Annotated in this window: 9 protein-coding genes; 7 read left to right on the top strand and 2 right to left on the bottom strand. The window is 71.8% G+C overall.

The genetic code is table 11. The features are described 5' to 3' along the window. Nucleotides 1-198: 198 nt before the first annotated feature. Nucleotides 199-1,137, bottom strand: a complete 939-nt coding sequence (locus tag ACFXB5_RS49260; RefSeq protein WP_385221482.1) for a LysR family transcriptional regulator — start codon at nt 1,135-1,137, stop codon at nt 199-201. 99 nt (nt 1,138-1,236) lie between these two features. On the opposite strand from ACFXB5_RS49260, the gene ACFXB5_RS49255 reads away from it, so the two are divergent. Beyond that, a complete protein-coding gene (locus tag ACFXB5_RS49255) occupies nt 1,237-2,130 on the top strand; it encodes an alpha/beta hydrolase (protein ID WP_385221480.1) in 894 nt (297 codons plus the stop codon). A 174-nt stretch (nt 2,131-2,304) separates the two neighbouring features. Here the strand turns inward: ACFXB5_RS49255 and ACFXB5_RS49250 are convergent, their stop codons facing one another. Next, nucleotides 2,305-3,048: a MerR family transcriptional regulator gene (locus tag ACFXB5_RS49250; protein WP_385221478.1), complete on the bottom strand. Its 744-nt coding sequence runs from the start codon at nt 3,046-3,048 to the stop codon at nt 2,305-2,307. Between the two features lie 273 nt (nt 3,049-3,321). On the opposite strand from ACFXB5_RS49250, the gene ACFXB5_RS49245 reads away from it, so the two are divergent. From ACFXB5_RS49245 to ACFXB5_RS49220, 6 genes are all read left to right on the top strand, one after another. Then, the gene (locus ACFXB5_RS49245; protein WP_385221475.1) at nt 3,322-7,062 is read left to right on the top strand and encodes a glycoside hydrolase family 2 TIM barrel-domain containing protein; all 3,741 of its coding nucleotides are present in this window, start codon (nt 3,322-3,324) and stop codon (nt 7,060-7,062) included. 19 nt (nt 7,063-7,081) lie between these two features. Continuing rightward, nucleotides 7,082-7,942: an oxygenase MpaB family protein gene (locus ACFXB5_RS49240; protein WP_385221472.1), complete on the top strand. Its 861-nt coding sequence runs from the start codon at nt 7,082-7,084 to the stop codon at nt 7,940-7,942. Between the two features lie 179 nt (nt 7,943-8,121). After that, complete coding sequence (locus ACFXB5_RS49235) at nt 8,122-8,667, top strand: hypothetical protein (RefSeq protein WP_385221469.1); 546 nt, start codon at nt 8,122-8,124, stop codon at nt 8,665-8,667. A gap of 83 nt (nt 8,668-8,750) precedes the next feature. Next, entirely contained in the window at nt 8,751-9,587 is an 837-nt protein-coding gene (locus ACFXB5_RS49230; RefSeq protein WP_385221466.1) for a DUF4097 domain-containing protein, read from the top strand. Between the two features lie 62 nt (nt 9,588-9,649). Next, entirely contained in the window at nt 9,650-10,639 is a 990-nt protein-coding gene (locus tag ACFXB5_RS49225; RefSeq protein ID WP_385221463.1) for an ATP-binding cassette domain-containing protein, read from the top strand. Further along, nucleotides 10,636-11,457 carry an ABC transporter permease gene (locus ACFXB5_RS49220; protein ID WP_385221460.1) on the top strand — a complete coding sequence of 274 codons (822 nt, stop codon included), beginning with the start codon at nt 10,636-10,638 and terminating at the stop codon, nt 11,455-11,457. Before ACFXB5_RS49225 ends, ACFXB5_RS49220 begins: the two co-directional genes overlap by 4 nt. Nucleotides 11,458-11,459: the final 2 nt, after the last annotated feature.

Genomic DNA, 11,459 nt, shown 5'->3' with positions numbered 1-11,459 from the left:
CTGGGGGGGGCGGGGGGGGGGGCGCCCGCGGCCGGGGGGGGGGGGGGGGGGGGGGCGGGCCCCCCGGGGGGGGGGGGGGGGGGGGGGGGGCCGCGGCCCGCCGCAGGCGCCAGCCGTTCGTACGGCTTCCCACACCGCTTCCCACGCCGCTGACAGGCCGGCCGGTCCGGCCCGTCAGCGGCCGGTCCGTCCGGCCCGTCAGCGTGCGCCGAGACGGCGTTCGAGCCGCTCGGCCACCCCCGGGCACCGCTCCCGGGTGATGTCCAGGAAGGCCGCCAGCACGGGGGAGCGGTCGTGGGCGCGGAACGACATCACCAGCTCCGGCAGTTCCACCCGCGGACTCACCTCGCACACCCGGACGTCCGGCCGGGCCGCCACCCGCAGACACGCCGGGCCGAGCCCCACCCCGACCCCGCACGAGGCCAGCCCGATGATGGTGTGCGCGTCCCACGCCTCCGTGACCCCACCGGCCCGCGCGGGCACGTCGGCGCCCTCGCCCAGCAGCCCGGCCAGCCAGGCGGCGACCGTCGGCTCCTCCTCCGCGGGCGCGACGATCAGATGCTGCCCCTTGAGCTGCTCGAGGCTCACCTTGGCCTGCCCGGCGAAGGGATGGGCTGCCCCGACGACCGCCACCAGATGGTCCCGGCCGACCGTGACCGACACCAGATCCTCGGCACCGGCGCCCCGGGGCGCACCGCGCCCGATGGCGAGGTCCAGCTCGCCCGCGAGCAGCGCCGCCGTGGACCGGCGGGTGGACATCTCCTGGAGCCCCAGCCGCACCTCGGGGCGGTCGCGGATGAACGTGCCCAGCACGGACGGCAGAAGCTCCAGCAGTGCCGAGCCGATGAAGCCGAGCCGCAGCCGCCCCGTCTCGCCCCGGGCGGCCCGGCCCGCGTCCGACACGGCGGCCGACATCTCGGCCAGCGCCCGGCGCGCCCTGGCCAGGAACGCCTCGCCCGCGGCGGTCGGGAACACCCCGCGCGCCGTACGGTCGAAGAGCCGCGCGCCCAGCTCCCGCTCCAGCGCCGCGATCTGCTGGGACAGCGGGGGCTGGGCGATGCCGAGGGCGGCCGCCGCCCGTCCGAAGTGCTGATGCTCGGCCAGCGCCAGGGCGTAGCGCAGATGACGTGACTCCATCGGGCCGAGGATAGCCGAGGCGATATCCAGGAGATATCGGCGGCGGGGTGGTCAGATATGAGGGTGGATAACGCCTGGCCGTGCCGGTGGACTGTCCCCATGAGTGCCACGAGCCCCAGAACCCCTCTCACCGATTCCCACCCCGGCCCGGTTCCGTCCGGCACCGTGTTCGTGCTGGTCCACGGCGCCTGGCACGCCTCCTGGCAGTGGGCGTCCACCCAGCGCGCCCTGGCCCGGCTGGGCGCGGCGAGCCTCGCCGTCGATCTGCCGGGGCACGGCTTCGAGGCCCCGTTGCCCTCGGGTCTCCTCCTGCCCGGCCAGCCGGGTCTGGCGACCGAGAAGTCGGCGCTGGCCGGGGTGACCCTGGAGGAGTGCGCGGAGGCCGTCGTCGCCGCGCTGCGGTCGGTCCGGCGGTATCCGAAGGTCGTCCTGGTCTCGCACAGCGCCGGTGGCGCCCCCGCGTCCCTGGCCGCGGAGCGGGCGCCCGAGCTCGTCGACGAGCTGATCCATCTGTCGTCCTTCGTTCCGGCCGGGCGCCCGCGCTTCGCCGACTACCTGACCTCCCCCGAGCAGACCGCGACCGCGCGGGGGCAGGGGCTGATGCTGGGCGACCCGGAGGCCATCGGCGCGTTCCGGATCAATCCGTGCTCCGCCGATCCGGCGTATGTGGAGGAGCTGCGGCTGGCCTTCTACGACGACGTCCCCGCCGAGTCCTTCGCCCGCTGGTACCAGGCCCTGAGCCCGGATCTGCCCTTCGCGGTGCCGACCACCCCGATCACCCTGACCCGGGAGCGGTGGGGCCGGATCCCACGCACCTTCATCCGGTGCGCCGAGGACTGGGCGTGCACCCCCGCGATGCAGGATCTGATGATCGCGGAGGCCGACGCGGCCATGCCGGATCAGCCCTTCACCGTGCGGCCGCTGCCGGGCAGCCACTCGCCGTTCGCCGCCCGCCCCGACGAGCTGGCCGCCGCGCTGACCGGCGGCCGCTGACCCACTCACCGGCGGTCGGCGACCACTCACCGGCGGTCGGCGACCACTCACCGGCGGTAGGACGCGGATCGGCGTCGCGGCCGTAGGAGACGGTGTCGAGCCGCCCACTTCACCGGCGGCCCTGACCAGCCCCTTCCCCCGGGGTGGCCGCCGCGCCGCCCTCCCCGGGCCCGCTCAGTCCGCGTCCTGCCCGTACCAGGCCCGTAGCTCCTGCTTCATCGACCGCTGGAACGCGATCACCAGCGCCTCCACCACCAGCGGCTGCATATGGGCCGACAGCGACTTCTTCGCCTGCATCCGCTGCGGTCCGCTCCCGGACTCGTGATCGCGCTCGGGCCCCCACACCTCGTCCCGGAACAGCCGGCTGAGCTCGCGCGCCGCGGAGCGGGTGTGCTCCAGGACGACCGCGTGGGCCGTGCGTATCGTCTCCAGCTCGATCGGCGCCTCCAGCAGCCGCAGCCCCAGATGGAGCACCTTGGGGTCGATCCGGAACCGGTCCGGGTCGTCGGTGCGCTCCAGTGCGTCCAGTGCGGCCAGCCGGTCGATGTCCTCCTCGGTGAGCTCGCGCCCGGCCCGTCGGTCCAGCTGCTCGCGGGTCGCCTCCTCGGGGGCGTCCGGGCCCCAGGAGGCGACCAGGGCGCGGTGGATCGCCAGATCGTCCTCGCTCAGATCCGGTGGCAGTTGGCTCAGATAGCGCTCGATGGCGGACAGGGTCATGCCGTGGCGCTGCAACTGTTCGATCAGCGCCAGTCGGGAGAGGTGCTCGGAGCCGTAGTGGCCGACCCGGCGCGGGCCGATCGCCGGTGGCGGCAGCAGCCCGCGGGTGCTGTAGAAGCGCACGGTGCGCACGGTCACCCCGGCGCGGGCCGCCAGCTCGTCGACGGTGAGGGTGGGTTCCTCGGTGCCGGGGGTGGTCATCGGTCGTGCCTCGCTTCCGCGTCGTCCTGCTCCGCTGTGCTGCTGCCCGATCGGGTTCATCAGTATTGCTGTCACATCATCGCTGTGAAACCTCCCACCGCCACACGGTGAACACCGGGATCGGTAGGACCTGTTGACGCTCTCTTTACCGATGAATAGCGTGCGACGCCGTTCAGCTGTGTTGGTTTTCTTCCGAATCTGTGAGGTGGGGTCGGATTGAGCTCGGAACGCGGCAGGTATCGAATACGGCGATTGATCGGGGCGGTGCTGGCCATGACCACCGCCGTCGGTCTCGGTCTCACGGCCGCGGACACGGCCCTCGGGAGGTCGCCGGACGCGGGCAAGTTCCCCGCCGATGTGCACACCTATCTCGAGGACCCGGAGCGCACCGGCGAGGGCCAGGAGCCCCCGCACACCCGGCTGCGGCCGGACGGGCCCGACCGCGCGCGGTGGGAGCGCAGCCTGGACGGATCCTGGCGGTTCGCCCTGGCCGACCGGCCGGAGGACGCCCCGGGCGGCTTCTGGAAGGACGGCTACGACGCCTCGGCGTGGCAGCGCGTCCAGGTCCCGCACACCTGGCAGACCGACGACCTCGACCATCCGGTGTTCCGGAATGTGCAGAGCGAGGTGGCGCCCGACGATCCGCCCAAGGTGCCCCGTGACACCAACCCGACCGGGGCGTACGTCCGGGACGTCACCGTGCCCCGGAACTGGGACGGGCGGCGGCAGGTGATCCGCTTCGACGGGGTCACCTCCGGCTGGTTCCTGTGGATCAACGGCCACTACGTCGGCTACGACCAGGGCGGCTATGTGCCCGCCGAGTTCGATGTGACCGACTATCTGCGGCCCGGCGCCACCAACCGGATCGCCGTCCAGGTGCACCGCTGGAGCGCGGGTTCGTATCTGGAGGACTACGACCAGTGGCGCTACGCGGGCATCTTCCGCTCCGTATCGCTGTACTCCACGCCGACGACCCGCATGGAGGACGCGTACGTCACCACCGATCTCGACGCCTCCTACCGGGACGCCACCCTGCGCACCGAAGTGGACATCGCGCGTACCGGAAGCGACAAGAGCGGACCCCATCAGGTCACCGGTGTGCTCTACGACCCCAAGGGGCGCGAGGTACGGCGGCTGACGGCCGAGGAGAAGGCCGGGAAGGCGGAGCTGACCGGGCAGATCACCAATCCCGCCAAATGGTCGGACGAGACGCCGAACCTCTACGCACTGGTGCTCACCCTGCGCGATCCGGAGGGCAAGGCGATCCAGACCGTACGCCAGAGCGTCGGATTCCGTGAGATCGAGGTCAAGGACAAGCAGCTCAGGCTCAACGGCAAGCGGATCCTGATCCGTGGCGTCAACCGCGCCGAGACCGACCCCGCCACCGGACGCCATGCCACCCGCGCCCGGATGGAGCAGGACATCCGGCTGATGAAGCGGCTGAACGTCAACGCGATCCGCACCTCGCACTACCCCTCGGACCCGTACCTCTATGAGCTCGCCGACCGCGAGGGCATCCTGATCGACGACGAGATGGAGGTCGAGACCCACAGCCACGAGAACTGCCCGGACGACTGCCTGGCCGAGCGCCCCGAATGGCAGAAGGCGTTCCTCGAGCGCCACCAGGGCATGGTGGAGCGCGACAAGAACCACTCCAGCGTGATCATGTGGGACACCGGGAACGAGGCCGGGCTGGGCAAGGCGCACTACGCGATGGCGAAGTGGACCCGGGCGAACGAGCCCACCCGCCCGCTCTACCACCAGTCCAACAGCCCCGACGGCGACGCTCCCTACGCGGACATCGCCGGGCCCCGCTACCCCACCCCGGCCTCCCTGGAAACCAAGGCCAAGACCTTCACCAAGCCCATCGTGATGGGGGAGTACGCCCACGCCATGGGCAACAGCCTGGGCAACTTCCGCGAGTTCTGGGAGGTGATGCGCGCCTACCCCAGCGCCCAGGGCGGCTTCATCTGGGACTGGGCCGAGCAGAACATCCGCCGTCCGCTGATCACCACCCCCGACTCCTCCGGCCATGACATCGCCGCCTCCCTGTCCGGCAAGCCCAAGGTGGTCGACGGCTACGGAGGGAAGGGCAAGGCGCTGTATCTGTCCGGTCTTGACGACTTCGTGGAGACCTACCGCGATCCGAAGCTCGACCTCACCGGCACCGCCGTCACCCTCGACGCCCGCGTCAAACCGGCCGAGCCCTGGACCGGGGACTTCACCATCGTCAGCAAGGGCGACCAGTACGTCCTGCGGATGAAGGACGAGGACACCCTCGAATTCACGATCACCAGCGGCGGCAAGCCCCGCACCGTCACCGCCCCCGTACCCGACGGCTGGACCGGCGCCTGGCACCGGGTCACCGGCACCTACGACGGCAGCGCGCTGCGTCTCTATGCCGACGGTAAGGAGCGCGCCAAGACCGAGTGGAGCGGGCACATCGACTACACCGGCTTCGACCTCGGCGTCGGCCGGAACAACGACACCATGGAGGACGGCTGGACCGGCCGGACCGCCAAGGGCACCATCGACCAGGTCCGGGTCTACGACACGGCGCTCGGCGCGGAGCGGCTCGCGGCCGGCCAGGACCCCGAGCGCGACGCCCTGATCGCCCTGAACTTCGACGACTTCACCCGTAAGGGCAGCTATCTCTCCTACGGGCTCTATGAATCCGGTGTGGACGGCCTGGTCACCGCCGACCGCGACCCGGAGCCCGAGACCGCGCAACTGGCCTGGGCGCAGGCGCTCATCCGCATCACCGACCCGGGCGGCGAGGGCGCCCGCACCGGCAAGGTGAAGGTCACCAATGAGCGCGCCTTCACCGGCACCGACGACCTCCGGCTGCGCTGGACGGTGACCGAGGGCACGCGGACCGTTGCCAACGGCACCCGCGCCCTGGACGTCGGGCCCGGCGAGAGCGCCACGGTCCAGCTCCCGGCCCCGCCCGCCAACCCCGGCGGCTACGAGCGCCACCTCACCGTCCAGGCCGTCACTGCCCACGACACCGACTGGGCCAAGGCCGGACATGTGGTCTCCTTCGGCCAGTTCGCGGTCGGCGGCGACAAGGTGCCCGAGCCCGCCCCCGCACCGGTCGCCGAAAGCCCCGCCAAGGCCGTCGAGAGCGGCGAGGCCGTACGGGTCAGCGGCGAGGGCTTCCGCTACACCTTCGGCAAGAAGGAGGGCACGCTCACCTCGATGCGCGTGGCGGGCCGCGAACTGCTCCGCTCCGGCCCCGAACTGGACGCCTGGCGCGCCCCGATCAGCAATGAGCGCTCCGACTGGGGCACCGCCGAGGGCAAGCGCTGGCGCTCCCTGGGTCTTGACCGGCTGCGCACCACCGTCGACGGGGTTGAGGTGACCCCCGGCGACGACGGTACGGTCACCGTCACCGTCCGCTCCACGGCCGCCGCGCCCGATGTGACCGGCGCGTCCTTCGGCCAGACCGTGGCCTACCGGGTCGACGGCGCGGGCCAGGTCCGGATCCGGCACCAGGTCGAGGCGCGCGGCGACTTCCGCACCCTGCCCTATCTGCCCAGGATCGGCCTCAAGCTGAAGGTGCCCGAGCGGTACGGCACCTTCCGCTGGTACGGACGCGGACCGGTGGAGAACCTCAACGACCGTAAGGACGGCACCCCCATGGGCGTCTGGTCCTCCTCGGTCGAGGACCAGTACGTGGAGTATCTGAAGCCCCAGGACCACGGCAACCACGACGATGTGCGCTGGGCGTCCCTCACCGACCGCGGCGGCGCCGGACTGCTGGTCTCCGGCGACCTGGAGGCGGGCGCCAGCGCGTACGACGAACTCGACCGCGCCGCCTACCCGCACTTCCTCAAGCGCAACGACGGCTGGAACACCCTGCACGCCGACCACGCGGTCACCGGCGTGGGCGACACCCCCAACCCGGTGCGCGACCAGTACCGGGTGAAGGCCGACGGCGCCTACGACTACACGCTCACCCTGCGCCCGCTCGACGGCGGCGCGAGCGCGCACACTGGAACAGGAGGGAAGTAACCGCACCACCGATGGACCCATGAGCACGCAGAGCCCCCGCCACACCGCCGAAGGCCACGATCCGCCCCTTGCGGGCGGCATCCTGTGGGCCGTGGCGGGGGAGCTGCGCAGTGTGCTCGCCCTGCCGGCCGCGATGACCATGCAGGTGGCGCATCCGGCCGTCGGGGCGGGCGTGGACCAGCACTCCGTCTTCCGCACCGACCCCTGGGGGCGCGGGGAGCGCTCCCTGCGGTCGGCGCAACTGTGGGTGTACGGCGGCGCGGAGGCCGAGGCGGAGGGCGACCGGCTGCGCAGGCTCCACGCGCCCATACAGGGTGTGGACGCGCACGGCCGCCCCTACCGGGCGCTGGACCCGCCCGTCTACGCGTGGGTGCACGCCACCGGCTATCCCGTCTATCTGCGCGCCCAGCGCTATCTGGGCACCCGCCCCTTCACCGCGGCCGAGGAGCGGCAGCTGTACGGGGAATGGCTGCGGATCGGGCGGGTGCTGGGCATCGACGAGTGCGAGATGCCGGGATCCGTCGAGGAGTTCTGGCCCTACTACCACGCGATGGTGCGGGAACGGCTGGAGCCGACCGCCGTCGCCCGTGAACTGGCCGCGTCCGACGCGGCCGTGCCCGCGCCGGACGCGCTGCCGCTCCGTCCGCTGTGGCCGCTGCTGCGCCCGCTGTTCACCCGCTTCCGCGCGTTCCTCACCGTCGGGCTGATGCCGCCGGACGCGCGGGAGGCGATCGGGCTGGAGTGGACGCGGGGTCAGGAGCGGCGACTGCGGTGGTTCGGGAGGGCCGCGCGGGTGGTGGTCCCGCTGCTGCCCGAGCGGCTCCGCTATCTCCCCATCGCCCGCGAGGCCCGCCGCCGCGCCCGCGCCGGAGAGCCGTGATCAACGGCTTTCCGTGGCGTGGTGCATGGCGTGGCGCTTGGTTTGGTGCCTGGTTTGGTGCCGCGCGATGAGGCTGTGACCAGGGGATATTCACGCCTGGAGCCATGGTGATGCCATCGATGGCACACGCGATGCCACAATGCCTCGACGTGGTGCCAAAGATGTGCCAAGATGGTGCCATGGACCTCACCCGGTACGTCGACAATCTCCGCCATGAGCTCGCGGTGGCCGCGGACGCGGGCGGCGACGAAGCCCGCGCCCTGGCCGAGCGGCTCACCACACCTCTGGAGTCGGCCGTCCGGCTCACCCTGCTCAACGCCCTGTCCGCCGCCATGGACGAGGTGACCCGTGAGCTCGCGCCCGGCTCGGTCGATGTTCGGCTGCGCGGGCTCGACCCCGAGTTCGTGGTGACACCCCCGCCGCTCGCGGTGGCGTACGAGGAGGCCGAGGAGCCGGAGGAGTTGCCGGGTGGTGCCGCCCAGGCGCCCATACCGCCGGTCCCCGCCGAGGCCGACGAGGGCGGCACGGCGCGCATCAACCTCCGCCTCCCCACCCATCTCAAGACCCGGGTCGAGGAGGCCGCCGGAGCCGAGGGTCTCTCGGTCAACGCCTGGCTGGTCCGGGCCGCCGCCGCCGCGCTCGAGCCCGCCGACCGGGCCCGCCCGGCCGCGGCCGCTCATGGCCGGCCCAAGGGCCGGCAGAGCTACAAGGGCTGGGTCCGCTGACTCCGCGGCAGTAGCGCACCACATTCCATCTCACCCGCGCGACCAGCGGGAACGCGTACCACCGCCATGAGGACGGGACAGCCATGCCTGCTTTCGACACACCCGAACCGATCTCCGTGACCCTGGAATTCGACATGGGCGCCGCCCGGATCACCGCCGGAAAGCGCCTGGACACGGTCGTCGAGGTCCGGCCGCACGACGCCGCCGAGGAGGCCGACATCCAGGCCGCCGAGCAGACCAAGGTCAGCTGCTCGGGCGGCAGCCTGCTGGTCAAGGGGCCCAAGAAGCGCGGCCTGTTCGGCAAGCCCGGCTCGATCGAGGTGACCATCGAGCTCCCGGCGGGCTCGGACCTCCGGGCCACCTCCCCGCTGGCGGACTTCCTCTGCGAGGGCCGTCTCGGGGACTGCCGGGTCAAGACCTCGCTCGGCGACATCCAGGTCGACGAGGCGGCGACCGCCCATCTCCGGACCTCGCACGGCGACGTCCGCCTGGCCCGCACCACGGGAGAGGCCGATGTCGTCGGCTCCGGCCGGGTCGAGATAGGCACGGTCGGGGGCGCGGCCACGGTCAAGAACGGCAACGGGGACACCGTCGTCGGCGAGGTCACCGGTGAGCTGGAGGCCACCTCCTCCAACGGGCTCATCGCCGTCGGCGTCGCCCACGCGGGAGTGGACGCCAAGTCGGCCAACGGCAGCATCCGGATCGACGAGGCGGTGCGCGGGCAGATCGCGCTCCAGGCAGCCACGGGCGATGTCGAAGTCGGTGTCCGCGAGTCCACCGCCGCCTGGCTCGACGTCCACACCCGGTTCGGCACCGTGCACACCACCCTCGGACCGGCAGAGGGTCCCGAAGCCTCCGAGGAGACGGTCGAGATCCGCGCCCGCACCGCGTTCGGCGACATCGTGATCCGCCGCGCCTGATGACCCTCCCGCACCCCGATGACTCACAGCCCATGACAGCCCATGGAAGAGACAGGACCGCCATGACCGCGTCTTGCACAGCCGCCCGTCCGGCGGCGATCACGGCCACCGGACTGACCAAGTCCTACGGTGACAAGCCGGTGCTCAAGGGCATCGACCTGAGCATCCCCGAGGGCACGGTCTTCGCCATGCTCGGGCCCAACGGCGCGGGCAAGACCACCACCGTGCAGATCCTCTCCACGCTGATATCCGCCGACTCCGGCCAGGCCCGGGTCGCGGGCCACGATCTGGTCGGCGACGCCGATGGCGTACGCGCCGCGATCGGCGTCACCGGGCAGTTCTCGGCCGTGGACAATCTGCTGACCGCCGAGGAGAACCTGCTCCTCATAGCGGATCTGCACCATCTGGACCGCCGCGAGGGACGACGGCGCGCCGCCGAACTGCTGCGCCGCTTCGACCTCACCGAGGCCGCCCGCAAGCCCGTTGTCACCTTCTCGGGCGGTATGCGCCGCAAGCTCGACCTCGCGATGACCCTGGTCGGCGATCCGCGCGTCATCTTCCTCGACGAGCCCACCACCGGACTCGATCCGCGCAGCCGCCGCACCATGTGGGAGATCATCCGCGGCCTGGTCGCGGACGAGGGCGTCACCATCTTCCTGACCACGCAGTATCTGGACGAGGCCGACCAACTCGCCGGCCGCATCGCCGTCCTGGACCAGGGCACGCTGGTCGCCGAGGGCACCGCGGAGGAGCTGAAGCGCCGGATCCCCGGTGGCCACATCCGCCTCCGGTTCGCCGATGCGGCCGGACTCGACGCGGCCACCGGCCTCTTCGGCGTCGCCGCACCCGACCGCGAAGCGCTCACCCTTCAGGTCCCCAGCGACGGTGGCGTCCCCACCCTGCGGGCCGTCCTCGCCGTCCTGGACGGCGCGTCGATCGAGCCCGAGGGGCTGACCGTGCACACCCCCGATCTCGACGACGTCTTCCTCACCCTCACCGGCCACTCCGGCTCCGGCGAGCCCGCCGGTGCCGCGAAGGAGAGCATCCGATGACCGCCCTGTCCTACGCCGCCCGCGACTCGCTGACGATGCTGCGCCGCAATCTGAAGCACGCACAGCGCTATCCCTCCATGACGGCCTCCGTCGTGGCGATGCCCGTGCTGATGCTGCTGCTGTTCAACTACGCCTTCGGCGGGGCACTCGGCGCCGGAATCGGCGGGATGTCCGGCGGCGGCACCGGCGGCGGCAGTGGTGGCGGGGGAAGCGATCGATATATCGACTATGTCGCGCCCGGCATCATCCTGATGGCCGCGACCTCCGGGGCCCTGGTCACCGCGGTGGGCATCTGCGTCGACATGACCGATGGCATCGTCAACCGCTTCCGCACCATGGCGATCTCCCGGGCGTCCTTCCTCACCGGGCATGTCGTGGGCAGTGTGATCCAGACGCTGATCAGCATCGCCTTCGTCATCGTCATCGCGCTGCTCATCGGCTTCCGGCCGGATGCCACCCCCGTCGAATGGCTCGCGGTCGCCGCTCTGCTCGCCCTGGTCACGCTGGCGCTCACCTGGGTCGCGGCGGCGATCGGCCTAATGGCCAAGACCCCCGAGTCCGCCAGCAACATACCCCTGCCCCTGCAGTTCCTCCCCTTCATGGGCAGCGCCATCGTTCCCACGGAGTCCATGCCCGACGGGCTGCGCTGGTTCGCCGAGTACCAGCCCTTCACCCCGGTCATCGAGACGCTGCGGGGTCTGCTGATGGGCACGGAGATCGGCGACAGCGCCCTCATCGCCCTCGCCTGGTGCGCCGCCCTGACGGTCGGCGGCTATCTCTGGGCACGTACGGCCTACCAGCGCTCCGCCAAGCGGTAGGC

This window comes from Streptomyces sp. NPDC059455 (genome assembly GCF_042750115.1).
In the GTDB taxonomy this organism is placed as follows: domain Bacteria; phylum Actinomycetota; class Actinomycetes; order Streptomycetales; family Streptomycetaceae; genus Streptomyces; species Streptomyces endocoffeicus.
This window is presented reverse-complemented; position numbering and strand designations above follow the sequence as displayed.